The organism is Klebsiella sp. JB_Kp031 (assembly GCF_040064295.1).
Classification (GTDB): domain Bacteria; phylum Pseudomonadota; class Gammaproteobacteria; order Enterobacterales; family Enterobacteriaceae; genus Klebsiella; species Klebsiella quasipneumoniae.
The window spans coordinates 48764-74684 of record NZ_JBEAJW010000042.1; the positions used below are offsets into that span (position 1 = coordinate 48764).

26 protein-coding genes and 1 riboswitch are annotated in these 25921 nt (G+C 58.4%); of the genes, 13 read left to right on the top strand and 13 right to left on the bottom strand.

The window, feature by feature from the left end; all coding sequences use genetic code 11:
* The first annotated feature begins 314 nt into the window (after window positions 1-314).
* Complete coding sequence (gene uvrB / locus ABLV64_RS23305) at window positions 315-2336, top strand: excinuclease ABC subunit UvrB (protein WP_004886127.1); 2022 nt, start codon at window positions 315-317, stop codon at window positions 2334-2336.
* A 252-nt stretch (window positions 2337-2588) separates the two neighbouring features.
* On the opposite strand, the gene pmrB is transcribed toward uvrB, so the two are convergent.
* The 4 genes from pmrB to yvcK all read right to left on the bottom strand — a co-directional run bounded on the left by pmrB (window position 2589) and on the right by yvcK (window position 7010).
* Window positions 2589-3686: a two-component system sensor histidine kinase PmrB gene (gene pmrB, locus ABLV64_RS23310; protein ID WP_004886129.1), complete on the bottom strand. Its 1098-nt coding sequence runs from the start codon at window positions 3684-3686 to the stop codon at window positions 2589-2591.
* 3 nt (window positions 3687-3689) lie between these two features.
* Window positions 3690-4361 carry a two-component system response regulator PmrA gene (gene pmrA, locus ABLV64_RS23315; RefSeq protein WP_004886130.1) on the bottom strand — a complete coding sequence of 224 codons (672 nt, stop codon included), beginning with the start codon at window positions 4359-4361 and terminating at the stop codon, window positions 3690-3692.
* Entirely contained in the window at window positions 4361-6001 is a 1641-nt protein-coding gene (gene eptA / locus ABLV64_RS23320) for a phosphoethanolamine transferase EptA (RefSeq protein ID WP_065802262.1), read from the bottom strand. Before eptA ends, pmrA begins: the two co-directional genes overlap by 1 nt.
* A gap of 103 nt (window positions 6002-6104) precedes the next feature.
* Window positions 6105-7010, bottom strand: a complete 906-nt coding sequence (yvcK, locus tag ABLV64_RS23325) for a uridine diphosphate-N-acetylglucosamine-binding protein YvcK (protein ID WP_004886135.1) — start codon at window positions 7008-7010, stop codon at window positions 6105-6107.
* A gap of 208 nt (window positions 7011-7218) precedes the next feature.
* Window positions 7219-7357: riboswitch (molybdenum cofactor riboswitch) on the top strand.
* On the opposite strand from yvcK, the gene moaA reads away from it, so the two are divergent.
* The 6 genes from moaA (at window position 7345) to ABLV64_RS23355 (ending at window position 10807) form a co-directional block, all read left to right on the top strand.
* On the top strand, window positions 7345-8334 hold the full coding sequence (gene moaA, locus ABLV64_RS23330; RefSeq protein ID WP_004886137.1) for a GTP 3',8-cyclase MoaA: 990 nt from the start codon (window positions 7345-7347) through the stop codon (window positions 8332-8334). Its footprint overlaps the riboswitch before it by 13 nt.
* Window positions 8335-8357: 23 nt before the next feature.
* Entirely contained in the window at window positions 8358-8870 is a 513-nt protein-coding gene (gene moaB, locus ABLV64_RS23335) for a molybdenum cofactor biosynthesis protein B (protein ID WP_004886139.1), read from the top strand.
* 3 nt (window positions 8871-8873) lie between these two features.
* Window positions 8874-9362 carry a cyclic pyranopterin monophosphate synthase MoaC gene (gene moaC / locus ABLV64_RS23340; RefSeq protein ID WP_004886142.1) on the top strand — a complete coding sequence of 163 codons (489 nt, stop codon included), beginning with the start codon at window positions 8874-8876 and terminating at the stop codon, window positions 9360-9362.
* Window positions 9355-9603 (top strand): molybdopterin synthase sulfur carrier subunit, encoded by a 249-nt coding sequence (moaD, locus tag ABLV64_RS23345; protein WP_004886145.1) that lies wholly within the window; start codon window positions 9355-9357, stop codon window positions 9601-9603. Before moaC ends, moaD begins: the two co-directional genes overlap by 8 nt.
* 1 nt (window position 9604) lies before the next feature.
* A complete protein-coding gene (moaE, locus tag ABLV64_RS23350) occupies window positions 9605-10057 on the top strand; it encodes a molybdopterin synthase catalytic subunit MoaE (RefSeq protein ID WP_004886150.1) in 453 nt (150 codons plus the stop codon).
* Between the two features lie 45 nt (window positions 10058-10102).
* The gene (locus ABLV64_RS23355; RefSeq protein ID WP_004886153.1) at window positions 10103-10807 is read left to right on the top strand and encodes a Bax inhibitor-1/YccA family protein; all 705 of its coding nucleotides are present in this window, start codon (window positions 10103-10105) and stop codon (window positions 10805-10807) included.
* Window positions 10808-11105: 298 nt separating this feature from the next.
* Here the strand turns inward: ABLV64_RS23355 and ABLV64_RS23360 are convergent, their stop codons facing one another.
* Genes ABLV64_RS23360 through ABLV64_RS23370 form a run of 3 tightly spaced genes read right to left on the bottom strand, consistent with a single transcriptional unit; the run spans window position 11106 to window position 14070 of the window.
* The gene (locus tag ABLV64_RS23360; RefSeq protein ID WP_017900169.1) at window positions 11106-12071 is read right to left on the bottom strand and encodes a YbhN family protein; all 966 of its coding nucleotides are present in this window, start codon (window positions 12069-12071) and stop codon (window positions 11106-11108) included.
* Window positions 12068-13312: a cardiolipin synthase ClsB gene (gene clsB / locus ABLV64_RS23365; RefSeq protein WP_004886156.1), complete on the bottom strand. Its 1245-nt coding sequence runs from the start codon at window positions 13310-13312 to the stop codon at window positions 12068-12070. Before clsB ends, ABLV64_RS23360 begins: the two co-directional genes overlap by 4 nt.
* The gene (locus tag ABLV64_RS23370) at window positions 13309-14070 is read right to left on the bottom strand and encodes an endonuclease/exonuclease/phosphatase family protein (protein WP_004886158.1); all 762 of its coding nucleotides are present in this window, start codon (window positions 14068-14070) and stop codon (window positions 13309-13311) included. The genes clsB and ABLV64_RS23370 overlap by 4 nt, the downstream gene beginning before the upstream one ends.
* A gap of 131 nt (window positions 14071-14201) precedes the next feature.
* Here ABLV64_RS23370 and ABLV64_RS23375 point away from each other — a divergent pair, with 131 nt between their 5' ends.
* The gene (locus tag ABLV64_RS23375) at window positions 14202-14612 is read left to right on the top strand and encodes a YbhQ family protein (RefSeq protein ID WP_012542390.1); all 411 of its coding nucleotides are present in this window, start codon (window positions 14202-14204) and stop codon (window positions 14610-14612) included.
* On the opposite strand, the gene ABLV64_RS23380 is transcribed toward ABLV64_RS23375, so the two are convergent.
* The 6 genes from ABLV64_RS23380 to ABLV64_RS23405 form a co-directional block, all read right to left on the bottom strand.
* On the bottom strand, window positions 14574-15680 hold the full coding sequence (locus ABLV64_RS23380) for an ABC transporter permease (RefSeq protein ID WP_004886162.1): 1107 nt from the start codon (window positions 15678-15680) through the stop codon (window positions 14574-14576). The two genes, ABLV64_RS23375 and ABLV64_RS23380, sit on opposite strands and share 39 nt — an antisense overlap.
* 130 nt (window positions 15681-15810) lie before the next feature.
* Window positions 15811-16944 (bottom strand): ABC transporter permease, encoded by a 1134-nt coding sequence (locus ABLV64_RS23385; RefSeq protein WP_218804619.1) that lies wholly within the window; start codon window positions 16942-16944, stop codon window positions 15811-15813.
* Window positions 16934-18673, bottom strand: coding sequence for an ATP-binding cassette domain-containing protein (locus ABLV64_RS23390; RefSeq protein WP_032455747.1), 1740 nt, complete (start codon window positions 18671-18673; stop codon window positions 16934-16936). The genes ABLV64_RS23385 and ABLV64_RS23390 overlap by 11 nt, the downstream gene beginning before the upstream one ends.
* Window positions 18666-19661 carry a secretion protein HlyD gene (gene hlyD, locus ABLV64_RS23395; RefSeq protein ID WP_048294415.1) on the bottom strand — a complete coding sequence of 332 codons (996 nt, stop codon included), beginning with the start codon at window positions 19659-19661 and terminating at the stop codon, window positions 18666-18668. The genes ABLV64_RS23390 and hlyD overlap by 8 nt, the downstream gene beginning before the upstream one ends.
* Complete coding sequence (gene cecR / locus ABLV64_RS23400; protein WP_085956527.1) at window positions 19661-20335, bottom strand: transcriptional regulator CecR; 675 nt, start codon at window positions 20333-20335, stop codon at window positions 19661-19663. Before cecR ends, hlyD begins: the two co-directional genes overlap by 1 nt.
* 57 nt (window positions 20336-20392) lie before the next feature.
* On the bottom strand, window positions 20393-21316 hold the full coding sequence (locus ABLV64_RS23405; RefSeq protein ID WP_043521817.1) for a LysR substrate-binding domain-containing protein: 924 nt from the start codon (window positions 21314-21316) through the stop codon (window positions 20393-20395).
* On the opposite strand from ABLV64_RS23405, the gene ABLV64_RS23410 reads away from it, so the two are divergent.
* The 5 genes from ABLV64_RS23410 (at window position 21308) to ABLV64_RS23430 (ending at window position 25719) form a co-directional block, all read left to right on the top strand.
* Complete coding sequence (locus ABLV64_RS23410; protein ID WP_053810621.1) at window positions 21308-21445, top strand: hypothetical protein; 138 nt, start codon at window positions 21308-21310, stop codon at window positions 21443-21445. The two genes, ABLV64_RS23405 and ABLV64_RS23410, sit on opposite strands and share 9 nt — an antisense overlap.
* Before the next feature lie 288 nt (window positions 21446-21733).
* A complete protein-coding gene (locus tag ABLV64_RS23415) occupies window positions 21734-23068 on the top strand; it encodes an MFS transporter (protein WP_004886173.1) in 1335 nt (444 codons plus the stop codon).
* 50 nt (window positions 23069-23118) lie between these two features.
* The gene (locus tag ABLV64_RS23420) at window positions 23119-23868 is read left to right on the top strand and encodes a glucose 1-dehydrogenase (protein WP_017900162.1); all 750 of its coding nucleotides are present in this window, start codon (window positions 23119-23121) and stop codon (window positions 23866-23868) included.
* 13 nt (window positions 23869-23881) lie between these two features.
* Window positions 23882-24727 carry a transketolase gene (locus ABLV64_RS23425; RefSeq protein ID WP_049092359.1) on the top strand — a complete coding sequence of 282 codons (846 nt, stop codon included), beginning with the start codon at window positions 23882-23884 and terminating at the stop codon, window positions 24725-24727.
* Window positions 24727-25719, top strand: coding sequence for a transketolase family protein (locus ABLV64_RS23430; protein ID WP_348843093.1), 993 nt, complete (start codon window positions 24727-24729; stop codon window positions 25717-25719). Before ABLV64_RS23425 ends, ABLV64_RS23430 begins: the two co-directional genes overlap by 1 nt.
* Window positions 25720-25921 lie beyond the last annotated feature (202 nt).

Sequence of the window (25921 nt, forward strand, 5' to 3'; positions counted from 1 at the left end):
TCTTTAAAAGCATTAAATATCAGCTTGTTAGATAAAATCAATGGGTGTAAGAAAAGCGTCATCTGCTGCCATAAAACTTTCACCCGTCCGCTTGACAAATGTTAAAAGGTAAAAATTTCTGGGGATAACCCTGACGGCCGGAGGATTATTCCGCCCGGCGCGCGTTTTATACCCTGCTTACCGGCAAAAAAGGCCATATTGTGGCGCTATCATAAGCACGCACTGTTTAAATATCCAGTATAATTTATTGGCAAAAAACGGCCCGGGGGGTAGAATTAAACACCGGCCGCTAAATCTTTTTCAGGTTCTGATTGATGAGTAAATCGTTTGTTCTGCATTCCGCCTTTCGCCCCTCCGGAGACCAACCGGAAGCCATCCGCCGCCTGGAAGAGGGGCTGGAGGATGGGCTCGCGCATCAAACGCTGCTGGGGGTCACCGGCTCCGGTAAGACCTTTACCATCGCCAACGTGATTGCCGATCTGCAGCGGCCGACGATGGTGCTGGCGCCAAACAAAACTCTGGCGGCCCAGCTCTACGGCGAGATGAAAGAGTTTTTCCCGGAAAATGCCGTCGAGTATTTCGTCTCCTACTACGATTACTATCAGCCGGAAGCCTATGTCCCCAGCTCAGATACCTTCATTGAGAAAGATGCCTCGGTAAACGAACATATCGAGCAGATGCGCCTGTCGGCCACCAAAGCGCTGCTTGAGCGGCGCGATGTGGTGGTGGTGGCCTCGGTCTCGGCTATTTACGGCCTCGGCGACCCGGACCTGTATCTGAAAATGATGTTGCATCTGACGGTGGGGATGCTGATTGACCAGCGGGCGATCCTGCGCCGCCTGGCGGAACTGCAGTATACCCGCAACGATCAGGCCTTCCAGCGCGGCACCTTCCGGGTGCGCGGCGAGGTGATCGACGTCTTCCCGGCGGAATCGGACGATATCGCCCTGCGCATTGAGCTGTTTGACGAAGAAGTTGAGCGCCTGTCGCTGTTCGACCCGCTCACCGGCCATGTGGAATCGACGGTGCCGCGCTACACCATTTATCCCAAGACCCACTACGTGACGCCGCGGGAGCGCATTGTCCAGGCGATGGAAGAGATTAAGCTGGAACTGGCGGAGCGGCGCAAGGTGCTGCTGGCCAACAACAAGCTGCTGGAAGAGCAGCGCTTAACCCAGCGCACCCAGTTCGACCTCGAAATGATGAACGAGCTGGGCTACTGCTCGGGCATTGAAAACTACTCGCGCTTCCTCTCCGGGCGCGGCCCCGGCGAGCCGCCGCCCACCCTGTTCGACTACCTGCCGGCAGACGGCCTGCTGGTGATTGACGAATCTCACGTCACGGTGCCGCAGATCGGCGGTATGTACCGCGGCGACCGGGCGCGCAAAGAGACGCTGGTGGAGTACGGCTTCCGCCTGCCGTCGGCGCTGGATAACCGGCCGATGAAGTTTGAAGAATTCGAAGCGCTGGCGCCGCAAACCATCTACGTGTCGGCCACCCCCGGCGCCTACGAGCTGGATAAATCCGGCGGCGAGGTGGTGGATCAGGTGGTGCGGCCGACCGGTCTGCTGGATCCGATCATCGAAGTGCGGCCGGTGGCGACCCAGGTCGACGATCTGCTGTCGGAGATCCGCCTGCGCACGGCCATCAACGAGCGCGTGCTGGTCACCACCCTCACCAAGCGGATGGCGGAAGACTTAACCGAGTACCTTGAGGAGCACGGCGAGCGGGTGCGCTATCTGCACTCGGATATCGACACCGTCGAACGTATGGAGATTATCCGCGACCTGCGTCTTGGCGAGTTTGACGTGCTGGTGGGGATCAACCTGCTGCGTGAGGGGCTGGATATGCCGGAGGTGTCGCTGGTGGCGATCCTGGATGCGGACAAAGAGGGCTTCCTGCGCTCCGAACGCTCGCTGATCCAGACCATCGGCCGCGCGGCGCGCAACGTCAACGGCAAGGCTATCCTGTACGGCGATAAGATCACCCCCTCGATGGCGAAAGCCATCGGCGAGACAGAGCGTCGACGGGAGAAACAGCAGCGCTATAACGAAGAGCACGGCATTGTGCCGCAGGGGCTCAACAAGAAAGTGGTGGATATCCTGCAGCTGGGCCAGAGCCTGGCGAAAACCAAAGCCAAAGGGCGCGGTAAAGCGAAGGCCGTCGAGCCTGCCGGGCTCAGCGGCGTGGATATGACGCCAAAAGCGCTGCAGCAGAAAATCCACGAGCTGGAAGGGCAGATGATGCAGCACGCGCAAAACCTCGAGTTCGAAGAGGCGGCGCAAATTCGCGACCAGCTGCATCAGCTGCGCGAACTGTTTATCGCCGCCTCCTGAGTCCCGGCGTGTACTGCCGGGAGGTGGACGTGCGGGAAGCAGACAAGGCGTGGCCCTTATCGCCCTGTTCCGCAGCCAGATAACCATTCGCGGTGAAGAAAAAAGGCCGCAAAGCGGCCTTCTTAATGTTTGCTTAATCTCGCCAGGCGACACTATCCTCAACCTGATGAGGATAGCGCCCATGCAAAAAATCAACTTCCGTGAATATCTGGCGGTCGCCACCGCCCTGGTCATTATTGTTGCCTTCTTCCATCAGTGGGTGCTGACGTTCTGACCCCCGCGCCGCGGGAATAACACCCACGCGCGGACCCCTGGCCCCGGCTGGCGGTTATGTAAAAAGAACTGGGCGTCATGCAGCTGAGCGATGCGCGTGACGATGCTCAGTCCTAGCCCTATACCGCCGTAGCGACTGTCCATGCGCACGAAGGCCTTACTGAGTTCGCCGCTTTTCGCCTCATCAATCCCCGGTCCTTCATCTTCCACTGCCATCACCGGCATCAGACCCGCTTTCACCGACACGCGGATCGTCGACCCTTGCGGGCTGTAGCGATGGGCATTCTCCACCAGATTGCGCAGTATGACGCGGATGAGCGTCGCGTCGCCAGAGACGACGGCCTCGCTTTCGACATCCGTCAGCAGCAGCCGTTGCTGGCGCTCGGCCAGCATGGTCTCCAGCTCATCCTGCAGCGGTTTGACCACGTCATCCAGCAGCAGCACCTGCTGATAGCTGCCGGCGGAAAAGGACTGACCGACGCGCGCCAGCTGCAGCAGCTGCGAAATGCTGGTGGTCATCTGGTCGAGCCGCTGGATCAGCGGGTCGACGCCCATGCCGTGCACTTTCGCCAGCAGCTCAAGGTGCAGCCGCAGCCCGGCCAGCGGGGTGCGCAGCTCGTGCGCCACGTCGGCGGTAAACAGCCGTTCGCGATCGAGAGTCAGATTGAGGCGGGAAACCAGCTGATTCAGGGCGGTGGTCACCGCCGTCACCTCGGGCACCGATTCGCTGAGCACGATGGGGGTGAGGTTGTCCGGGGTACGACTCTCCAGCTCGCTTTGCAGACGTGACAGCGGGCGGGTGATTTTGCGTACCGCCAGCATGCTGATATACAGCGCCAGACCCACGATCAGCAGGCTCGGCACCAGCAGGCTGGCGACCGCTTCCCGAACCTCATGCTCCACATGCTTCTGGTTGTTGTGCCCTTCGATGGCGCTGGCCACCAGCAGCTGGATCTGCTCTTTGCTCTCATGCCATAGCCAGAAGACGCTGATCAGCTGGCAGACCACCAGAATGGCGCCGATGGTCAACAGCAGCCGGTGACGCATGGTCCAGTTTTCGGTTGCAAACAGAGCCATGGTCTATTCCGTATCGATATGGTTAGCCAGCATATAGCCGAAGCCCCTGACGGTGCGGATCCGCGATTTGCCAATCTTATCGCGCAGGTTATGGATATGCACTTCCAGGGTATTGGTCGCTGGCTCATTGTCCCAGCTGTAGATATCGTTGTAGAGGATCTCACGATGTACCGGGCTGCCGGCTTTCATCATCAGCCGCGACAGCAGGGCATACTCCTTCGGCGTCAGATCCAGCGCCGTCTCACCGAGCCACACCTGGCGGCGGGTGACGTTGAGGCGCAGATCGCCGACGCTGATTTCGTTATCGCCCTGATTATTATGCCGACGGAGCAGGGCGCGAATGCGCGCGTTTAGCTCTTCCAGGGCAAAGGGTTTCACCAGATAGTCATCCGCGCCGGTGTCGAGACCGCTAATGCGATCCTCAAGGGTATCGCGGGCGGTGAGGATCAGCACCGGCTGGGTCATTTTCTCCCGCCGCATACGGGCGAGAAAATGCAGGCCGTCTTCGTCCGGCAGGCCGAGGTCGAGTACGATCAGGCTGTAGTGATTGCTGGCCAGCGACAGCGCCGCTTCGTGCGCCGTGGAGACGCCGTCGCACACGTATCCTTCACTTTGCATTGCCAGAATCAACCCCTGCAACAGCAGCGCATCGTCTTCAATGACTAAGATTTTCATCAACCAGCCTCTCTACATGGCGTTAAAATATCATCTGCCGCCTGGTACTCGTGGGTGCTGACGCCGAGCAGGCCGAGCAGGGTGGAGAACAGATTATCTTGTGAATAATCCTTCGTCTTAGCCTGTTGTTGCAAACACTGGCTGGAAACACCGTAACGTTGCTGGTAATCCGGCGACAGCCACAGCAGCATGGGCACGTGCTTTTGCGTATCCGGCGCAATGGAGTACGGCAGACCATGCAAATAGACGCCATTTTCGCCCAGCGATTCGCCGTGGTCGGACAAATAAACCAGGCTAGTGGTGAATTTGTCCTGTTTAGATTGCAGTAGTTTTATCGCTTTATCAACGACATAGTCGACATACAGAATGGTGTTATCGTAGGTATTGGTCAACTGTTGTTGCGTACAACTTTGGATTTCATTGGTATCGCAGGTTGGGGTGAATTTTTTGAATTCAGCCGGATAGCGATTGTAATAGGTTGGGCCGTGGCTGCCGATGGTATGCAGCACAATAATGCCATCCTGTTGCAGGTTATCGATATAGCTGTCGAGATTATGGAACAGCACGTCGTCGTAGCACTCGCCGTCGATGCACTGTCCGGTTAGCTTCAGATCGGTCACGTTCTGGTGCGGTACCCGATCGCATGCCCCCTTGCAGCCGCCATCGTTGTCGTTCCACAGCACCTGGATGCCAGCGCGCTGCAGAATATCCAGGACGCCTTCCTGGTGATGGGCCAGCTCTTCGTCGTAGCGCGCGCGCGGCATATTGGAGAACATGCAGGGCACGGAAACCGCAGTTGCTGTGCCGCAGGAGGTGGTTTTCGGGAAGTACACCACGTTGTCCTGTTGCAGGCGCGGGTTAGTCTCCCGATCGTAGCCGCCCAGCGAGAAGTTCTCGGCGCGCGAGGTTTCACCCAGTACCACAATCGTCAGGTTCTTACGGGGACCGTTATGCATCACCGGTTTCTGCGTGGCATCTTCGCCAATCTTCACCAGCGGCAGGTTGTCCATGCGATGGTGCGCATACCAGGAGTTCAGCGCCACAATGCTGTTGGAGGGGCTCAGGGATTTCACCAGCTCTTTGTTGTTACGGAACACCGAGGCGTAATCTTTGTAGAACAGCGCGGCCACCAGAATTATCAGTAGTGCCGAAACGGCGATATTGAGCAGACGCATCGCCGCGCCGCGCCAGAAAGAGGCAGGTTTACGAACTTTAATCCACCAGGCCACCAGAACCATCAACAGGCCGGAAACTCCAAGCACGATGACCATTTTCGTCGACAACAGAGCGAAGCTTTCCGCCGGTGTGGTATCGAAGATATTGGCGATCATCGAACGGTCAATCACCACGCCGAAGGACCAGATAAAGTACTGAGCCGAAGCGCTGAGTAGAATAAAAAGGCTAATCACCAGCCGGTCCAGCTTCAGGAACGAGGCGAGGGTGGTGAGGATATTCATCACGCAAATGGCCACGATTGGCATACTGAGGAATACCAGCCAGTTATGCAGGCTATTTACCGGCAGTAGCGGGAAAACCTGGCGATAAAAAGCCAGGTTGAGAAAGATACCGATATAGCAAGCAAAGAGAATCAGATACGTTGTGCGGCTGAGAACGGGCCGACGCAGAGGCAATAAAGACATAACACCTACCTACAGAAAGAGATATGGGTATAATGCCAGCTCTGTTTTAAGACAACCTTAAGATTTTAAGGTGCGCCGAAAGCCGATCCTCCGGCGCGCAGGATCAGCCCGGCAGCTGGAGCGCTTTCTCCAGCGCCCCGCGAAGCAGCGCCCGGTCATGGCGATAGGGAACGTCGCTGGCTTCCAACGGCGTCTGAATCACCAGCCGGTTGTCGATGCCGCTGATATCGGCTTTTGGGCCCGCGATGACCGCATCCACCACCCGCTTGCCCACATAGCGCTCCATAATCGCGATGCGCTCCGCCAGCGACAGCCTCGCGGCCGGGCTGTGCTCTTTGCCGAGGTTATCGATAAACACCATCGGCGCCGGAGTGCGACGCAGCGCCTGGGCCATCTCGTCAAGCAGCAGGATTGGCAGCAGGCTGGTATAGAAACTGCCCGGGCCGATAAGGATCAGATCGGCTTCGGCGATGGCCTCCACCGCCTCACGGGTGGCCGGTACCGGCGGGGTGAGCATCAGCTCCTGCGGCACGCTATCGAGCTGATCGATATTGACTTCACCGTAAACTTCATGGCCTTCATGATCGAGCGCCATCAAATCCACCGGTTGTTCCGACATCGGAATAAGAAAAGCGTCCACTTTGAGCAGGTTTCTGATCAAATTGATCGCTTCCAACGGCCGCACGCTGAGATGATCCAGCGCCTTTAACATCAGATTTCCCAAGTTATGGCCGGAAAGCTCGCCATTGCCGCTAAAACGGTACTCAAACATCGCCGACGCCACGCTCGGCTCGGCGATTAACTGATTGATGCAGTTGCGCATATCGCCCCAGGCAATGCCGCCTTCCGAGCGGCGGATCCGCCCGGTGGATCCCCCGTTGTCGGTGGTGGTCACAATGCCAGTCAGCCGTGAGCCCAGCGAGGAGAGGGAGGACATTACCCGACCCAGACCATGCCCGCCGCCGAGCGCCACCACCCGATCCAGGTCAGCGAATGTACGATTGCGCATAGAAATTCCTTATTTCACATAAACGGCCACACACTACCCGATCTACCCCTAAAAGACGATGGGAGGAGCCCGACAAACTGACCGATATCAAGGCAAAAAGATGATTTATGGCTATTCTGTAGCGAAAATGCACGAAGGTAGCGATATATACAAGAATATATAGCGAAATCGCAAATGGCGAAACCGTCTGGAACGCGCTACTATCGGCATAACCTGTTAACACTCTAGCCTCTTCGCCTGTGTCAAAAGATATGGCGGTTTGGCCGCGACGCCGCCGGTTGTCGCCAGGGCGTGGGAAGAAATGACCGCGTCTCCCGTATTTGGAAAGGTGTATATGGCCTCACAGCTTACCGATGCATTCGCGCGTAAGTTTTATTACCTGCGTCTGTCGATTACCGATGTGTGCAATTTCCGTTGCACCTACTGCCTGCCGGATGGCTACAAGCCCGGCGCCGTCAATAACAACGGCTTTCTTAGCGTAGACGAAGTGCGCCGGGTCACGCGCGCTTTCTCCGCGCTGGGCACTGAAAAAGTTCGCCTCACCGGTGGGGAACCCTCCCTGCGCCGTGACTTCACCGAGATCATCGCCGCCGTGCGTGAAAACCCGGCGATCCGTCAGATTGCCGTCACCACTAACGGTTATCGCCTGGCGCGCGATGTCGAACGCTGGCGCGATGCCGGGCTGACGGCGATCAACGTCAGCGTCGATAGCCTCGACGCCCGCCAGTTCCATGCCATCACCGGCCAGGATAAATTCCACCAGGTGATGGACGGGATTGACGCCGCCTTCGCCGCGGGCTTTGACAAGGTGAAGGTGAATACCGTACTGATGCGCGATGTTAATCATCACCAGCTTGATACCTTCCTCGCCTGGATCCAGCCGCGTCGTATTCAGCTGCGTTTTATTGAGCTGATGGAAACCGGCGAGGGCAGCGACCTGTTCCGCCGTCACCATCTCTCCGGCATGGTGTTGCGCGACGAGCTGCTGCGTCGCGGCTGGATCCACCAGATCCGCCAGCGCAGCGATGGTCCGGCGCAGGTCTTTTGTCATCCGGACTACGCCGGCGAGATCGGCCTCATCATGCCGTACGAAAAAGACTTCTGCACCACCTGCAACCGTCTGCGCGTCTCCTCCGTCGGCAAATTGCACCTGTGCCTGTTTGGCGAAGGCGGCGTCGACCTGCGCGACCTGATGGCCGATGATCGGCAGCAGGCCGCGCTGGAAGCGCGGATCGCCGAAGCCTTAACCCATAAAAAGCAGACCCATTTCCTGCATCAGGGCAACACCGGTATTACGCAGAACCTGTCCTATATTGGCGGATAATCGTTTTCGAAAGGAGCATTCAGATGAGCCAGGCTAGCGCTGAGTTTATTCCGACCCGTATTGCTATTCTTACCGTTTCCAGTCGTCGCGGCGAAGCGGACGACACTTCCGGCCACTGGCTGCGTGAGGCGGCGCAGGAGGCGGGGCACCATGTCGTCGATAAGGCGATAGTCAAAGAGAACCGCTACGCCATCCGCGCCCAGGTATCGGTGTGGATCGCCAGCGATGAGGTACAGGTGGTGCTGATCACCGGCGGGACCGGGTTCACCGAAGGGGACCAGGCGCCGGAAGCGCTGCTGCCGCTGTTTGACCGTGAGGTGGAAGGTTTTGGCGAAGTGTTCCGCATGCTGTCGTTCGAAGAGATCGGCACCTCGACGCTGCAGTCCCGGGCCGTGGCCGGCGTCGCCAACCACACGCTGATCTTCGCTATGCCGGGCTCGACGAAAGCCTGCCGCACGGCGTGGGACAACATCATTGCCCCGCAGCTGGATGCCCGCACCCGTCCTTGTAATTTTATTCCTCACCTGAAGAAATAATGTATGTCACAACTGACCCATATTAACGCCGCGGGCGAAGCCCATATGGTGGATGTCTCCGGCAAAGCGGAAACGGTACGCGAAGCGCGCGCCGAGGCTTATGTCGAGATGCAGGCGACAACCCTGGCGATGATTATCGACGGCAGCCATCATAAAGGCGACGTTTTCGCCACGGCGAGGATCGCCGGGATCCAGGCGGCCAAGCGCACCTGGGAGCTGATCCCGCTGTGCCATCCGCTGATGCTCAGCAAAGTGGAAGTCAATTTGCAGGCGCAGCCGGAACATAACCGGGTGCGCATCGAATCGCTCTGCCGCCTGACCGGCAAAACCGGCGTCGAGATGGAAGCCCTTACCGCCGCCTCGGTTGCCGCGCTGACCATTTACGATATGTGCAAGGCGGTGCAAAAGGATATGGTGATTGGCCCGGTGCGCCTGCTGGCGAAAAGCGGCGGCAAGTCCGGCGATTTTAAGGTGGACGAACGCCATGATTAAGGTTCTGTTTTTTGCCCAGGTGCGCGAGCTGGTGGGGACTGATTCGCTGACTCTCGACGCCAGCGAGCTGGCCACCGTTGAGGCTGTGCGTCAGCAGCTTGCCGCTCGCGGCGATCGCTGGGCGCTGGCCCTGGAGGAGGGCAAGCTGCTGGCGGCGGTTAACCAGACGCTGACCGCCTTTGACCATCCTGTCGCCAGCGGGGATGAAGTGGCGTTCTTCCCACCGGTCACCGGGGGCTGACATGACGCAAACTCGTATCGTCGTTAGCCCGGCGCGCTTTAGCGTTGGCGAGGAGTATCTCTGGCTGGCCGAACGCGATGAAGACGGCGCGGTGGTTACCTTCACCGGCAAAGTGCGCAATCACAACCTCGGCGACAGCGTGAAAGCGCTGACTCTTGAGCACTATCCGGGGATGACCGAGAAATCGCTGGCGGAGATTGTCGACCAGGCGCGCGAGCGCTGGCCGCTGGGCCGGGTGACCATTATCCATCGCATCGGCGAAATGTGGCCGGGGGAAGAGATTGTGTTTGTCGGCGTCACCAGCGCCCACCGCGGCAGCGCCTTCGCCGCCGGCGAGTTTATGATGGACTACCTGAAAACCCGCGCGCCGTTCTGGAAACGCGAGGCGACACCGGAGGGCGAGCGCTGGGTCGATGCCCGCGACAGCGATCGTCAGGCGGCAGAGCGCTGGTAGTGTGATACGCTTACAGAGTGAAACTTTGTTAATCAGGAGAGAGTCATGGACAGATATCCGCGTTCCGATTCAATAGTGCAGGGCCGCAGCGGCCTGCAGACTTATATGGCGCAGGTGTACGGCTGGATGACGGTCGGCCTGCTGCTGACGGCGTTTATCGCGTGGTTTGCGGCGAATACCCCGGCGGTGATGATGTTCGTCTTTTCGAGCAAAATCACCTTTTTCGGGCTGATCATCGCCCAGCTGGCGCTGGTGTTTGTGCTGTCGGGGATGGTGCACCGGCTGAGCCCCGGGATGGCGACCACCCTGTTTATGCTCTATTCGGCGCTCACCGGGTTGACGCTGTCGAGCATTTTTATCGCCTACACCTACTCCTCCATCGCCAGCACCTTTGTGGTCACCGGCGGGATGTTCGGGGCGATGAGTCTGTACGGATACACCACCAAGCGCGACCTGAGCGGCTTCGGCAGCATGCTGTTTATGGGGCTGATTGGCATCGTGTTGGCGTCGCTGGTTAACCTGTGGCTGAAGAGCGAGGCGCTGATGTGGGCCGTGACCTACATCGGGGTGGTGCTGTTTGTCGGCCTGACCGCCTACGATACCCAGAAGCTGAAAAACATCGGCGAGCAGATTGATACCCGCGACAGCGCCAATCTGCGTAAATACTCGATCCTCGGCGCCTTAACGCTGTATCTGGATTTCATCAACCTGTTCCTGATGCTGCTGCGTATTATGGGCAACCGCCGCTAACCTGTTTATATCAAAAGGTTGCATCCCCTACCGCCCGGCAAGCGCAGCGCCGCCGGGCGAGACGTCAGGCACGGTACCCGTGGTATTGCCGGGTGGCGGCTGCGCCTTACCCGGCCTACAGGATCCTTTCACAGGCTCAGATCCCGTAGGCCCGCGCAAGCGCAGCGCCGCCGGGCAAGATATCAGGCACGGTACCTGTATTCTTGCCGGTTGGCGGCTACGCCTTACCCGACCTACAGGATCCTTTCACAGGCTCAGACCCAGTAGGCCCATGCAAGCGCAGCGCCGCCGGGCGATTTCATTCGCGGGCCAGCTTGCGCTGGTTCTTTTGCCGCAGCTTTTTCGCCCGACTCTCCAGCAGCAAATAGGCCACCGTCGCCAGCAGCAGCGGCAGAAAGTAATAGAGCGCGCGCCAGGCGAGGAGAGCGGCGATGATCGCTCCCTTCGAAATCTCTTCCCCGGAGAGCATGGCGATGAACACCGCCTCCAGCACGCCAATCCCGGCCGGAATGTGGATAATCACCCCGGCGATACTGCTCACCAGCAGTACCCCCAATACAAGGAAATAGTTAATCTCGCTGCCCAACAGCAGCCAGATGATCGCCCCCATCGCCATCCAGTTCGCCGCCGAGACCCCCATCTGCAGCAGCGCGAATCGCCAGGAGGGCAGCACCAGCCGCTGACCTTTGATCGTCAGGTGACGGCGTTTGGCGAAGGCGCAGCCAAACAGATAGCACAGCGTGAGAAACAGCATCACTCCGCCGATAATGCGCAGGGTGGTCTGGCTGATGTACCAGTGCGGCGGCAGCTTCACCAGATCCGCTGTAAATATCACCCCACCGAGCAGGATATAGCCCAGCCAGTTGGTGGTGATGCTTAATGAAAAAATACGGGTGATGGTGCCGCCGTTGAGCCCCAGCCGCGAGTACAGCCGATAGCGCATGCCGATGCCGCCGACCCAGGTGCTGAGGGTCAGGTTGAAGGCATAGCAGATAAACGACACCAGCATCACCTGGCGTTTCGCCAGCTTATGCCCGCAATAGGCCCGGCCAAGCAGATCGTAGCAGCCGTAGATCAGATAGCTGACGATGACCAGCGCAATGGCGCTGAACAAGGCCAGCCGATCGTAGCCGCGGATCACCTTCCATACTTCCTGCCAGTCGACCTTCTGCGCGTAAATCACCAGCAGGACGATCACGGCGATAAAAAAGAGTACGGTCAGCACTCTTTTTGCCATCCGCCAGCGAGGGTGCGATTTGCTCATAGTGGATTATCCCTGGTAGGTGACTCGACGCGATCCTGAGTTTCAATCTCCGGCTGCACCGGCGGGCTGACCCTGGCCAGCCGCGGAGTATGGGCCGGCAGCCAGCCGACCCACGCCGGAAAGTGGCGCAGAAAGTGGAAGGCCATCACGCTCACCCCCAGCCGCCACCAGTTGCGTTTCGGCAGCATCGTTTTATCGATCCGCTGACAATCCCGGGCGATAAGCCCGTTAAGATTATCGCGCAGCGTCTGGTTAAACACCCGGTCGTGGATGATCAGATTGGCTTCCAGATTCAACGACAGGCTGAGCGGATCGAGGTTGCTCGACCCGACGGTGGCCCAGTGGTCGTCCGCGAGGGCGACTTTGCCATGCAGCGGACGGCGGCGATATTCGTAGATCTGCACGCCGCCTTTGACGAGGTAGTGGTAGAGCAGGTGGGCGCCGAACTTCACAATCGGAATATCCGGTTCGCCCTGGACGATCAGCTTCACCCGCACCCCGCGCCGCGCGGCATTGCGCATCGCATGCAACAGACGGTAGCCGGGGAAAAAATAGGCGTTCGCGATTATCACCTCCCGGCGGGCGCTGGTCAGCATCTTCAGGTAGTGGCGTTCGATATCGTCGCGGTGATCCTGGTTATCGCGCCAGACGAACAGCGCCTGCGCCTCGCCGGGGGTCTGGTTGATCTCCGGCTGATGGCGACGACGGCGCCACCAGCGGCGGGCGGTTTCGCTGTTGGGCAGATTCTCCAGTTCGAACTGCAGAATATCGAGCACCACCGGCCCCTCGACCTGCACCGTGTAATCCTGTTTGGCCTCCGGGCCATAGTCGCTCATATGTTCGGCGGAGTAGTTGATGCCGCCGACAAAGGCGGTGGTGTCGTCGATCACCACGATTTTACGGTGCATACGACGGAACAGGTTGGTACGCATTCCCATCAGCTTAGGGCGCGGGTCGTAATAGCGGAAAATCACCCCCGCGGCGGTCAGTTCACCGACAAACTCATCGCTAAGATCCGGCGAGCCGTAGCCGTCAAGCAGCACTTCCACCTGGATGCCGCGGCGTGCTGCCTTCAGCAGAACCGCGTGCAGCCGCCAGCCGACCTCATCTTCAAACCAGATAAAGGACTCGAGGATCACCCGCCGGCTGGCGCGACCGATGGCCGCAAACAGCGCCGGATAGTACTGGTCGCCGTTCTCCAGTAGCGTAATGCGGTTGCCTTCCTGCCAACGACATTTCACAAATGAATCTCCACGCTAAGGGGTGCATGATCGGACAGATGCCGCCACTGTTTGAGGGCCAGCGCCTTCGGGCGGCTGGCGTGGGCGTTCTTGACGTAAATGCGATCGAGGCGCAGCAGCGGAAAACTGACCGGAAAGGTGCGCGCCGGCCGTCCGCGGGCGCGGGTAAAGATCTCTTCCAGCCCTGCCTGGGCCTTTAACGGCTGGTTAGCCTGCTGACGCCAGTCGTTAAAATCTCCGGCCACCACCACCGGCTCGCCGGCGGGCAGGGTATTGACCCACTCCGCCAGCATCGCCAGCTGCGCCTGCCGCTGGTCGGCACGCAGTCCGAGATGGACGCAAATGACGTGAATCGTAACGCCGCTCTGCGGCGGTACGATGCGGCAGTACAGCAGGCCGCGTTTCTCCCCATTGCCGACCGAGATATCGCGATTTTCATAGTATTCAATCGGGAAGCGCGACAGCACGGCATTCCCGTGGTGACCTTCCGGATAGACCGCGTTGCGCCCATAGGCGTAGTCGCTCCACATGGTGTCGGCAAGAAATTCGTAATGGGTCTTATCTGGCCAGTTTTCGATATGCAGCGGGTGAACTTCGTGAGCGCCCATCACTTCCTGCAGGCAAACTATGTCAGCGCTGACGCTGCGAACGGCTTCGCGCAGCTCGGGCAAAATAAAACGCCGATTAAACGCCGTAAAGCCTTTATGGGTGTTAATTGTCAGCACGTTCAACGAAAATCCCGACGTTGGCTCAGCCATAATTCTCCAGTAAATGTCACTTTCCTGAATAAAATAGTGTAGTAGACGTCACAAAAAGATGCGGTGATACGGAATTTTCCGTAAAGTGCGGTACTCTGAGTAGCAGAGAAAAATCCTTCAGGAGAGAAGCCATGAAGTGGCAACAACGTGTACGCGTCGCAACAGGTCTTAGTTGCTGGCAGATTATGTTGCATCTACTGGTCGTGGCAGTGCTGGTGATGGGATGGATGAGCGGCGCGCTGGTGCGCGTCGGATTAGGGCTGTGCGTCCTCTACAGCGTCACGCTGCTGGCGATGCTGTTTCTGCAGCGTCACCATGAGGCGCGCTGGCGCGATGTGGGAGACTTCCTTGAGGAGCTCACCACCACCTGGTACTTCGGCGCCGCCATGATAGCGCTGTGGTTGCTGTCGCGCGTGCTGCACAACAACCTGCTACTGGCCCTCGCCGGGCTGGTGATACTGGCAGGCCCGGCGGTGGTCTCGCTGCTGGCGAAAGATAAAAAATTACGCAATCTTTCTTCGGAACATCGCATACGCCGCTGAGCCGGTGGTGGCCGCTATGACCAGTAGCGGCCACAAACTTCCCCACACAATCTCCAGACTCGCATCCTTCAGATAAATTTGCTTGGTGATATCGGTAAAGTGGCGGATCGGGTTTATCCACGTCAGATCCTGCAGCCACTGCGGCATGTTTTCCACCGGTGAAACATAGCCGGAGAGAAGAATCGCCGGCATCATAAAGACGAACACGCCAATAAACGCCTGCTGTTGCGTTGAACATAGCGATGAGATCAATAAGCCAAATCCCACCAGCGACAGACCGTAAATCACCATGGTGAAATAGAACAGCAGCAGCGAGCCGGCAAACGGGATCTGATAGGCCCAGATACCAATCGCCAGCACGATAGTCGCCTGCAGGGTGGCGACGATCAGCGCCGGTACCGCTTTACCGACAAAGATTTGCCAGGTGGCGAGGGGCGAGACCAGCAGCTGATCGAGGGTGCCCTGCTCGCGCTCGCGGGCCACCGACAGCGAGGTGACGATCATCACTCCGATGGTGGTGATCATGGCGATGAGCGACGGCACCACGAACCATTTGTAGTCGAGATTCGGGTTATACCAGTTGCGCACCACCAGTTCGCTGTTGTTCGGCTTCGCTTTGTCCTCCAGCAGTTCCTGCTGATAATTTTTCACGACCTGTTGCAGATAGTTGGCGGCGATTTGCGCGCTGTTGGAGTTGCGCCCGTCGAGCAGGAGTTGCAGCGGGGCGGTTTGATAGTTGTCGAGGTTGCGAGAGAAATCCGCCGGGAAGCGCACCACCAGCAGGGCTTTTTGTTCATCGATGGTCGGCTGGATCGCCTGCGGGCTTTTCAGCAGCAGGACGTGGGTAAAGGCTTTGGCGCGGGCGAAGCGCTGAGTGAGTTCCACCGCGTGGCGACCGCTGTCTTCGTTGTAGATGGCGATGGTGGCGTTGGTCACCTCCAGCGTCGCGGCAAAGGGAAACAGCAGCACCTGAATCAGCACCGGCATGATTAAAATTGCCCGCGTCTGTGGTTCGCGCAGCAGCGACTGCAGCTCTTTGCGAATCAATGTCCATAAACGGTGAAACATAATAGCTCCTTTGGCCCATTCAACAACGCCGGGCGGCACTGCGTTTGCCCGGCCTGGGAGGATCGGCGAACCGTATAATCGATGTTGGTTAAACCGTAGGCCCGGTCAGCGCAGCGCCACCGGGCAAAACCTAATCCAGACGCCGCTTGGTTTTCAACCATGTCAGACCGATAAACATCACCGCCGAAGCAATCAAAAACAGCACATTCACCAGCAGTACCACTGGAATATTGCCCGCCAGAAACAGGCTTTGCAGGGTGTTGACGAAATAGCGCGCCGGGATCACGTAGGTCACGGCGCGGATCACCGCCGGCATACTATCTATCTGGAAAATAAACCCGGACAGCATAATCGACGGTAAAAACGCGGCGTTCAGCGCCACCTGCGCGGCGTTAAACTGGTTGCGGGTAATGGTTGAGATAAGCAGCCCCATCCCCAGGGTGCTGAGCAAAAACAGACTGGTGATGACAAACAGGATCGGCAGCGAACCGCGATAGGGCACGCCGAGAATAAATACTGACACCAGCATACACAGCAGCATCGCCAGCATGCCGAGGAAGTAGTAGGGAATGAGCTTGCACAGCAGCAGTTCGGCGCGGGTGATCTCCGTCGACAGTAGCGCCTCCATGGTGCCGCGCTCCCATTCCCGCGCCACCACTAGCGAGGTCAGTATCGCGCCGACTACGGTCATGATAATGGTGATCGCCCCGGGGATAATAAAGTGCTGGCTGATAGCCGCCGGGTTAAACCAGTAGCGCATCTGCACGTCGATCAGCGGTTCAAAGGTCTCGCCGCGATCTTCCGCCCGCTGCTGCTGCCAGATCTGCCAGATCCCCTCCACGTAGCCCTGGGCGAAGTTAGCGGTATTGGGCTCGCTGCCGTCGGTGATGAGCTGGAGCGGCGCGCTGGTGCCGGGGCGGGCCATCTGGCGGTCGAAGTCCACCGGAATGACCACCATGGCGCGGATGCGACCGGCCTGCATCAGCTGAATTAACTGCTGGCGATTATCGCTGACGGTGGCGTCGATGTAGGGTGAGCCGGTCATGGTATGGACGAAATCCAGCGCCTCTTCGCTCTGCTGCTCCAGCAGAACCCCCACCCGCAGCTTGCTGGAGTCGAGGTTAATGCCGTAGCCGAAGATAAACAGCAGCAATAGCGGGATCACCACCGCAATCAGCCAGCTGCTGGGATCGCGGACGATCTGCCGGGTCTCTTTCACGCACAGGGCGCGGACCCGTCGCCAGGAGAGAAGGTTACTGCTCATGGCCATTCTCCTTATCCCAACGGTTAATCAGGGTAATAAACGCCTGCTCCATGGTCGGGTCCGTCTGGTTGTCATCCGCCGCCTGGGCCTTCAGCGCGTCCGGGGTGCCGCTGGCGATAAGCTTGCCGTGATAGACCAGCCCAATGCGGTCGCAATACTCCGCCTCATCCATAAAGTGAGTGGTGACCATCACCGTCACCCCTTTATCCACCATGCTGTTGATATGCAACCAGAATTCGCGACGAGTGAGGGGATCGACCCCGGAGGTGGGTTCGTCGAGAAACAGAATGTCTGGCTCATGCATCAGCGAGCAGGCCAACGCCAGCCGCTGCTTATAGCCGAGCGGCAGCTCGTCGGCGGCGTGGCGGGCAATGCTGTTCAGACCGAAGGCATCGCTCATGCGGGCGATTTTGTCATTTTGCGCCCGACCGCGCAGGCCGTAGACGCCGGAGAAAAAGCGCAGGTTCTGCTCGACGCTGAGGTTGCCGTACAGCGAAAATTTTTGCGCCATATAGCCCAGATGCTGACGCGCCTTGCCGGAGCTGACCTTAAGATCCATCCCCAGCACCAGCGCTTTGCCGGAGGTGGGCACCAGCAGGCCGCACATCATTTTGAAGGTGGTGGATTTACCGGCGCCGTTGGGGCCGAGCAGGCCGAAGATCTCGCCGCGCTTGACCTGGAAATCGACGTGGTCGGTGGCGGCGAAATCGCCAAATTTTTTCGTCAGCGACTGCGCCTCAATCACCGTTTCGTCTTTACTGCCGTCAACGCGATGGATAATCGCCCCCAGCGGCGATTCGGCGGTGCCGGCGCCGCCGAGCAGGTCGATAAAGGCGTCTTCAAAGCGCGGCGCGGTGTCGGCCACCTGCAGCGGCGGCATATCGTCATGTTCCTGAACCTCATCGATGCGGGCCTCCTTTTTCAGGATCAGACGCACCGATTTGCCCTGAATCACGCCGTCGCTAACCTGCGGCAGCTTCAGCGCCCGCTGCAGCAGGCGGCGGTTGTTCTCCTGCGGGCTGGAGACCAGAAAGCTGCGCCCGGCCATAGTTTGCGTCAGGGCCGTCGGCTCTCCTTGATAAAGCAATTTGCCTTCGTTCATCAGCAGCACATCGCGACACTGCTCGGCTTCATCGAGATAAGAGGTGCTCCACAGGATCAACATGCCGTCGCCGGCCAGCTCGTGCACCATCTGCCATAGCTCGCGGCGGGAGATCGGGTCGACGCCGACGCCGGGTTCATCCAGCAGCAGCACCTTCGGGTCACCCACAAGGGTACAGGCGAGCCCCAGTTTTTGCTTCATACCGCCGGAGAGCTTGCCCGCCAGCCGTTCGGTGAACGGGCCAAGGGCGGTAAAATCCAGCAGGCGGTCGAAAATTTTCTTCCGTGCCTCGCCGGTGACGCTGCGCAGGTCGGCGTACAGGGTCAGGTTTTCCATCACCGTCAGATCTTCATACAGGCCGAACTTCTGCGGCATATAGCCGAGCACCGCGTGCAGAGCGCTGTCGTCTTTTAGCGGATCAAAGCCGATCACCCTGGCGCTGCCCTCATCAGGCTTGAGCAACCCGGCGAGCATCCGCATCAGGGTGGTTTTCCCTGCGCCGTCGGGGCCTACCAGCCCGGTGACGTAGCCGGCGCGGATCGTACAGGTCAGCGGCGCCACCGCTGGCCTGTCCATCCCGGGGAAACGGCGGCTCAGGCCGTTTAAGGCGATGACGGCCTCACTCATGTCCGTTCCCGTGGTTAAAGGAGACGGTCACCGGCATCCCCTGGCGCAGGGCGCCGTCGGCATCGGTCACCACAATACGCAGACGATAAACGAGGTCGGTACGCAGATCCGGCGTTTCAACGGTCTTCGGCGTGAATTCAGCGCTTGGCGAGACAAAGCCGATTTTGCCGTGATAGGGCTTATCCGGCCGGCTGTCGGTATAGAGCAGCACCTCTTGTCCCGGCTGCGCCTGGCCGAGGTTTGTCTCATCAACGTAGGCCCGGACCCATACCGGATGGGTTAATGACAGCGTCAGCACCGTGCTGCCGGCGTTGAGCATGGTGCCGGGCTCGACGGCGCGGGTCATCAGCGTGCCGTCGGAAGGGGCGGTCAGCACCGTATCGTGCAGGTCCAGTTTGGCCTGCGCCAGCGCCGCCTGCGCCTGTTCGAGGCTGGCTTTGGCCTGGGCTATCTCCTGCGGACGGTTGCCGGCGCGGTATTGACGCAGTTTATCCTGCGCTGACTTCAGCGTTGCCTGCGCCTGGTCGCGCGAGGAGCGGGCGTTCTCCAGATCGTTGGCGGAAATGGCGCTGCTGGCGCGTAAACCCAGCTGGCGCTGATAAAAGTTTTGCGCGTAGTCGTAAGCGGCCTGCGCCTGATTTACCGCCGCCGCGGCCTGGGCAATCTCTTCCGAGCGGTAGCCGGCCATCATCAGGTCATACTGCGCCTGGGCGGTGGAGACGTTGGCCTGCGCCTGCAGCAGGGCGTTTTCATAGGGAGCTCGGTCAAGCGCGCCGAGGGTTTGCCCGGCGCGGATGCTGTCGCCTTCGTCGACGGTCAGCGAGGCCAGCCTGCCGCCGACGCGGAAGCTCATATTGACGGTGCGGATATCGACATTGCCATACAGGGTCAGCGGCTGCTGCCGGCTGCTCTGGTACCACCACCAGCCGCCGCCCAGCGCGGCGAGAAGAATCACGATCAGCAGAATGACGACGACGGGTTTTTTCATCAGCCCAAACTCCTTTGCGATAACCCATGCAGGATGAAATCGATATGACAAGTAATGACCTCAAAAATCTGTTCGGTTTTTTGCGCGTCAAACTGCGTCCAGCCGGTGCGCAGCAGGATAGTTTCACGCCCGAGACGGAAAGCGAGCACCTCGCCCAGCAGGGCGTGGGTATGAAGGATCATTTGCGTATCACCGGCATCGCGGCCAGTCCAGGCGGCGATTAGCCGGGTGAGATAGTGGTGCAGGGGGGCGATCACCTGCTGGTGGATCAGATGGTACGCGGCGGTGGGCGCCAGCTGTTCCCGGGAAATAAATTTGCTCAAGTTGACCGTATCCTCCTGGGTCAGCAGCAGGATCATGTTATGGCAGGCGCTGAGGATAAGGGCGCGGATCGCCTGGCGATCTGGCGACTCTCCGGCGAGCAGAGCCTCCGCCGCTTCGGCGTGCGGGCGAAAATTGTCACCGATAAAATCGGCGATCCACTGGCCGCAGGCGAGATACAGGTCGTCTTTCGAGCCAAAATAGTAGGTGATAGCGGCGATATTCTGCCCGGCCTGGGCGGCGATGTCGCGGGTGGTGGCGTGCTGGCCATACTCGCCAAACTGGGCGATAGCGGCCGCGATAAGCTGACTTTTTGCCTGTTCGCCTTTACTGGTCATCGCGCTCTTAAAAATTAATCAATCGATTGATTAACTTTAGGCGTCGACTGGCGCTTTGTCCACCCGCCAGGGCTAAATATGAAAGCCGTCTTCCTCTAGCTCACCGGCGACCCAGGCGAAGAAGCGCTGCACTTTCTCCTTCTGTTCATTAGCGTGGGGAAGGACGAAGTGGTGCGCGCCGACCGGCATGCTCCGTTCGTCGGCAAACACCGGCGTCAGCTGTCCCTGGCGCACATGGCCGCCGGCCAGCAGATTGCTTTCCAGGATCACCCCCATCCCCATTCGGGCCGCCTCGATGCTCATGTACGACCGGTCGAAATTAAAGATAAAGTTTTTGTGCCAGCCGCGGACCTTGTGCCACGACAGCCAGTTGCTCCAGTTAATTAAGGTGCTGTCGGAATGGATCAGATCGCAGGCCAGCAGATCTTCCGGGGCGTGAACCGCATGGCGGGTTAAATAAGAGTCGGCGCTGTAGGGCAGGACGCACTCATTTTTAATGGTTCTGACCAGCAGCGTCGGCCACTGCGACAGCCCGTGGCGAATATCGATATCAATATTATCCCGGGAAAACTGAATGCTTTCGTAAGAGCAGGTGAGGCTGATTTTTAGCTCCGGCCACGCCTGACGGAATTTATCCAGCCGCGGCATTAGCCACAACAGGCCGAAGCTCGGCGCCGAGTGAATGCGTAAATAATCCTGATGAATATCGTTGATCACCTGGCTGGTGGCCTGGCCAATCATATTCAGCGCTCCGGAGACCTCTTTAAGATATTTTTCTCCCACCGTGGTTAACATCACGCCTTTGCTGCTGCGGGAAAACAGTTTTTTTCCCAGCAAGTGCTCCAGACTGGCTATCTGATGGCTGACCGCCGAGGCGGTAATATTGAGATTCTCTGCGGCCAGGTTGAGGCTGCCGGTCGCGGCGACTTCAATAAAAGCCTGGATATTGCGTAAAGAGGGCATCGGCAGATTTTTATTGGGCAGTGGTTGACTCATGGCGGCATCCTGCGCGAGGCGCGAATAAAAGAAAATGGCGAACAGCGTGGCGCAGCCGTGATGAACAGCCCAGGGAAAAGCGAAAAAACCATTTTAATTTGTGATGGGCTTAACAATTTATCTCGTTAAAAGCACGCCTCTCAGTAAACGCTAAAAATTTGCGGGGAGTCACTAACTCAATTTTTCTCAATCATAATTGAGCTTTTTTGAATACCTTTTCATTTTGGGGTTGTTATATTCCCCTCACAGGCCTGATCACAAACTGCGATGCGCTTGGATCGCAATAATAAAACACCTAACCACCTGTTTCGCTGTGCAAAAAGACATGTCTCTCTTGTTGCGCCGGGGCGCGTGAAACGCGGCGACCCAGACGGCAACCTACGGCGAAGTGGATGAGGTATAAGATGAGGAAACCCTATGTCACGTATAGATACGCTGGTCTGTACTGACGCCAGGAAAACAAAATATCGTTTTGTGGTTTTGACGATGATTTTCCTGGTGTATGCCATCAATTACGCCGACAGAACGAATATCGGCGCGGTACTGCCGTTTATCATTGATGAATTTCATATCAATAATTTTGAGGCCGGGGCGATTGCCAGTATGTTTTTCCTCGGCTATGCGGTCAGCCAGATCCCGGCCGGCTTTTTCATCGCCAGACGCGGCACCCGGGGGCTGGTTTCACTATCCATTTTCGGCTTTTCCGCTTTTACCTGGCTGATGGGCACGGTGAGCTCCGTGTTTGGCCTGAAGCTGGTGCGGCTGGGCTTGGGGCTGAGCGAAGGTCCCTGCCCGGTGGGGCTGGCGTCGACGATAAATAACTGGTTTCCGCCGAAAGAGAAAGCCACAGCAACCGGCGTTTACATTGCGGCGACCATGTTTGCGCCGATTATCGTGCCGCCGCTGGCGGTGTGGATTGCGGTGACCTGGGGCTGGCGGTGGGTCTTTTTCTCCTTTGCCATTCCCGGGATCGTGGCGGCGATAGCGTGGTACCTGTTGGTCAAGTCAAAGCCTGCGGAGAGCGGATTTGTATCTCAAAGCGAACTGGCAGAGATCAACGCCGGGCGCGACAGCCATCATAACGACGGTGTACGCGAAAATATATTAATCGCCGATCGCTTCACCTGGCTGGATAAAATTATTCGGGTGAAAAAAATGGCGCCTGTGGATACGGCGAAGGGCTTATTTACCTCAAAAAATATTCTCGGAGACTGCCTGGCCTATTTTATGATGGTCAGCGTGTTATATGGGTTATTAACCTGGATTCCGCTGTATTTAGTGAAAGAGCGCGGTTTCGATGTGATGAGTATGGGCTTCGTAGCCAGTATGCCGTGCATTGGCGGCTTTATTGGCGCGATTGGCGGCGGATGGATTTCGGATAAATTATTAGGCCGCCGGCGCAAACCAACCATGATATTCACAGCGGTATCAACCGTAGTCATGATGTTAATTATGCTAAATATACCGGCAAGCACCCTGGCGGTCTGTATTGGTTTATTCTTTGTCGGTTTCTGTTTGAATATCGGCTGGCCGGCTTTTACCGCCTACGGTATGGCGGTTTCGGATACGAAAACTTATCCCATTGCCTCTTCTATTATAAATAGCGGCGGTAACCTCGGCGGATTTGTAGCGCCGATGGTGGCCGGTTTCTTACTGGATAAGACGGGGAGCTTTAATTCTGTATTTACCTATTTTGGTATCTGCGCCGCATTGGGTTTGGTGGTGATTCTTTTCCTCGATGAGCCACAATAACGAAAATAGATCCTGTTAATTAATATGACGTAATGTCATGGAGTGAAACTATGTTATTAAAAGATAAAGTCGCCATTATTACTGGCGCGGCCTCCGCACGCGGTTTGGGTTTTGCGACTGCGAAATTATTCGCCGAAAACGGCGCGAAAGTGGTCATTATCGACCTCAATGGCGAAGCCAGTAAAACCGCCGCGGCGGCACTGGGCGAAGGCCATCTCGGCCTGGCGGCGAACGTCGCCGACGAAGTGCAGGTGCAGGCGGCCATCGAACAAATTTTGGCGAAATACGGCCGGGTCGATGTGCTGGTCAATAACGCCGGGATCACCCAGCCGCTGAAGCTGATGGACATCAAGCGCGCCAACTATGACGCGGTGCTCGATGTCAGCCTGCGCGGCACGCTGCTGATGTCGCAGGCGGTGATCCCCACGATGCGGGCGCAAAAATCCGGCAGCATCGTCTGCATCTCGTCCGTTTCCGCCCAGCGCGGCGGCGGTATCTTCGGCGGTCCGCACTATAGCGCGGCAAAAGCCGGCGTGCTCGGCCTGGCGCGAGCGATGGCGCGCGAACTTGGCCCGGATAACGTCCGCGTTAACTGCATTACCCCAGGGCTGATTCAGACCGACATCACCGCCGGCAAGCTGACGGACGAGATGACGGCCAATATTCTTGCCGGCATTCCGATGAACCGCCTCGGCGACGCGGTGGACATCGCCCGCGCCGCGCTGTTCCTCGGCAGCGACCTCTCTTCCTACTCCACCGGTATCACCCTGGATGTTAACGGCGGCATGTTAATTCACTAAGCGAGGCACAGAGATGAAGATCACCGAATCACAAAAAGTCGCTGCGGCGGCGTGGCGTATCCGCCGCTACGCCCTGCAAATGGGGGAAGTGCAGGGGCAGGGCTATATTGGCCAGGCGCTGGGGTATGCCGATGTACTGGCTACCGCCTTCAGCCACGCCATGACCTATCGCCCGGAAGATCCTGAGTGGGAGGGGCGCGATCGCTTCCTGCTTTCTCATGGCCATTACGCTATCGCTTATTATGCCGCGCTGCTGGAGGCGGGCATTATTCCGGAAGCGGAACTGGAAACCTACGGCTCCGACGACAGCCGCCTGCCGATGTCCGGCATGGCGACCTACACCCCGGGGATGGAGATGTCCGGCGGCTCGCTGGGGCAGGGACTGTCTATCGCCGTCGGCATGGCGCTCGGCCTGCGGCAGAAACAGAGCACGGCCTGGGTCTACAACTCGATGTCCGATGGGGAGCTGGACGAAGGTTCGACCTGGGAAGCGGCGATGTCGGCGGCTCACTATGGCCTGAGCAACCTGATTAACCTTGTCGACGTCAACAAACAGCAGGCCGACGGCGATTCACGCAAGATCCTCGGCTTTGAGCCGCTGCAGGATAAATGGGCCGCCTTCGGGTGGTACGTACAGCGCGTAGACGGTAACGATCTGCCGGCGGTGATGGCCGCCTTTGACAACGCGAAAAGTTATTCCGGCAACCAGCCGCGGGTCATTTTATGCGACACGCTGATGGGCAAAGGGGTGCCGTTCCTCGAAACCCGCGATAAGAACCATTTTATTCGCGTCGATGCCGACGAATGGCAAAAAGCGATTGCGGTGCTGGACGCTAACAAACCGGAAGGAGTGCTGTAATGAGCCAGAGTAAACCCCGTTTAAAAACGTCGGCGATGATTGCTTCGATTGCCGATGAAGGCCAGGCGACCGTCTCTGCGCCCTTCGGCGTCGCGCTGTCGAAACTGGCGGCGCAGCGCCCTGAAATCGTCGGTATGACCGCGGACCTGTCAAAATATACTGACCTGCATATTTTCGCCCAGGCCTTCCCGGATCGTTTTTTCCAGATGGGAATGGCGGAGCAGCTGCTGATGGCGGCGGCGGGAGGCATGGCGAAGGAGGGATTTATTCCCTTCGCCACCACCTATGCCGCCTTTGCGACCCGTCGCGCCTATGATTTTATTCATCAGGTGATCGCTGAAGAACATCTGAACGTCAAGATCTGCGCGGCGCTGCCGGGCCTGACGACCGGCTATGGCCCCAGCCATCAGGCCACCGAAGATCTGGCGATCATGCGCGGTATCCCAGGCATGGTCATCGTCGATCCCTGCGATGCGCTGGAGATTGAGCAGGCGGTACCGGCCATTGCCGATCACCAGGGTCCGGTGTATATGCGCCTGCTGCGCGGGAAGGTGCCGCTGGTGCTGGATAAATACGACTATCAGTTCGAACTGGGCAAAGCGAAGCTGCTGGAGGACGGCAACGACGTGCTGATTATCTCCTCCGGGCTGATGACCATGCGCGCCCTGGAGGCGGTTGAAAAGCTGCGGGCCGATAATATCAGCGTGGCGGTCCTGCACGTGCCGACCATCAAACCGCTGGATGAAAAAGCGATTATTGAACAGGCGTCGAAGCCGGGTCGGCTGGTGGTCACCGCCGAAAACCACACCGCTGTCGGCGGGTTAGGGGAGGCGGTGGCCGCCCTGCTGATGCGCAAGGGGGGTCGCTGCGAGATGGATACCGTTGGTCTGCCTGACGCGTTTCTGTTGGCCGGCGCGCTGCCGACCCTCCACGATCGCTACGGCATCTCCACCGCGAAGATCGTCGAAAAGATTAAGTATCGTCTGCGTTAACCGCGCTGCGGCGACGCGCCTGGCCGCTGAGCGCTCTCAGCGGCCTTCTTCCTCCCGCCAGCCAGGCGCGGCATTCTTTTACAGATTTTATGCGGCCTGTCACAAAATCTGCTAGACTGCGCCCCTTCATGGCATTGTGGTTTTTGCCATCTCTTATCGCAATAATCTCCCTGAAAACTACGCCCTTCACCGGGCCGGGGCG

Coding starts and splice junctions, on each gene's coding strand:
- uvrB (WP_004886127.1), top strand. CDS start 315: ATGAGTAAATCGTTTGTTCTGCATTCCGCCTTTCGCCCCTCCGGAGAC.
- pmrB (WP_004886129.1), bottom strand. CDS start 3,686: ATGGCTCTGTTTGCAACCGAAAACTGGACCATGCGTCACCGGCTGCTG.
- pmrA (WP_004886130.1), bottom strand. CDS start 4,361: ATGAAAATCTTAGTCATTGAAGACGATGCGCTGCTGTTGCAGGGGTTG.
- eptA (WP_065802262.1), bottom strand. CDS start 6,001: ATGTCTTTATTGCCTCTGCGTCGGCCCGTTCTCAGCCGCACAACGTAT.
- yvcK (WP_004886135.1), bottom strand. CDS start 7,010: ATGCGCAATCGTACATTCGCTGACCTGGATCGGGTGGTGGCGCTCGGC.
- moaA (WP_004886137.1), top strand. CDS start 7,345: ATGGCCTCACAGCTTACCGATGCATTCGCGCGTAAGTTTTATTACCTG.
- moaB (WP_004886139.1), top strand. CDS start 8,358: ATGAGCCAGGCTAGCGCTGAGTTTATTCCGACCCGTATTGCTATTCTT.
- moaC (WP_004886142.1), top strand. CDS start 8,874: ATGTCACAACTGACCCATATTAACGCCGCGGGCGAAGCCCATATGGTG.
- moaD (WP_004886145.1), top strand. CDS start 9,355: ATGATTAAGGTTCTGTTTTTTGCCCAGGTGCGCGAGCTGGTGGGGACT.
- moaE (WP_004886150.1), top strand. CDS start 9,605: ATGACGCAAACTCGTATCGTCGTTAGCCCGGCGCGCTTTAGCGTTGGC.
- ABLV64_RS23355 (WP_004886153.1), top strand. CDS start 10,103: ATGGACAGATATCCGCGTTCCGATTCAATAGTGCAGGGCCGCAGCGGC.
- ABLV64_RS23360 (WP_017900169.1), bottom strand. CDS start 12,071: ATGAGCAAATCGCACCCTCGCTGGCGGATGGCAAAAAGAGTGCTGACC.
- ABLV64_RS23370 (WP_004886158.1), bottom strand. CDS start 14,070: ATGGCTGAGCCAACGTCGGGATTTTCGTTGAACGTGCTGACAATTAAC.
- ABLV64_RS23375 (WP_012542390.1), top strand. CDS start 14,202: ATGAAGTGGCAACAACGTGTACGCGTCGCAACAGGTCTTAGTTGCTGG.
- ABLV64_RS23380 (WP_004886162.1), bottom strand. CDS start 15,680: ATGTTTCACCGTTTATGGACATTGATTCGCAAAGAGCTGCAGTCGCTG.
- ABLV64_RS23385 (WP_218804619.1), bottom strand. CDS start 16,944: ATGAGCAGTAACCTTCTCTCCTGGCGACGGGTCCGCGCCCTGTGCGTG.
- ABLV64_RS23390 (WP_032455747.1), bottom strand. CDS start 18,673: ATGAGTGAGGCCGTCATCGCCTTAAACGGCCTGAGCCGCCGTTTCCCC.
- hlyD (WP_048294415.1), bottom strand. CDS start 19,661: ATGAAAAAACCCGTCGTCGTCATTCTGCTGATCGTGATTCTTCTCGCC.
- ABLV64_RS23405 (WP_043521817.1), bottom strand. CDS start 21,316: ATGAGTCAACCACTGCCCAATAAAAATCTGCCGATGCCCTCTTTACGC.
- ABLV64_RS23415 (WP_004886173.1), top strand. CDS start 21,734: ATGTCACGTATAGATACGCTGGTCTGTACTGACGCCAGGAAAACAAAA.
- ABLV64_RS23420 (WP_017900162.1), top strand. CDS start 23,119: ATGTTATTAAAAGATAAAGTCGCCATTATTACTGGCGCGGCCTCCGCA.
- ABLV64_RS23425 (WP_049092359.1), top strand. CDS start 23,882: ATGAAGATCACCGAATCACAAAAAGTCGCTGCGGCGGCGTGGCGTATC.
- ABLV64_RS23430 (WP_348843093.1), top strand. CDS start 24,727: ATGAGCCAGAGTAAACCCCGTTTAAAAACGTCGGCGATGATTGCTTCG.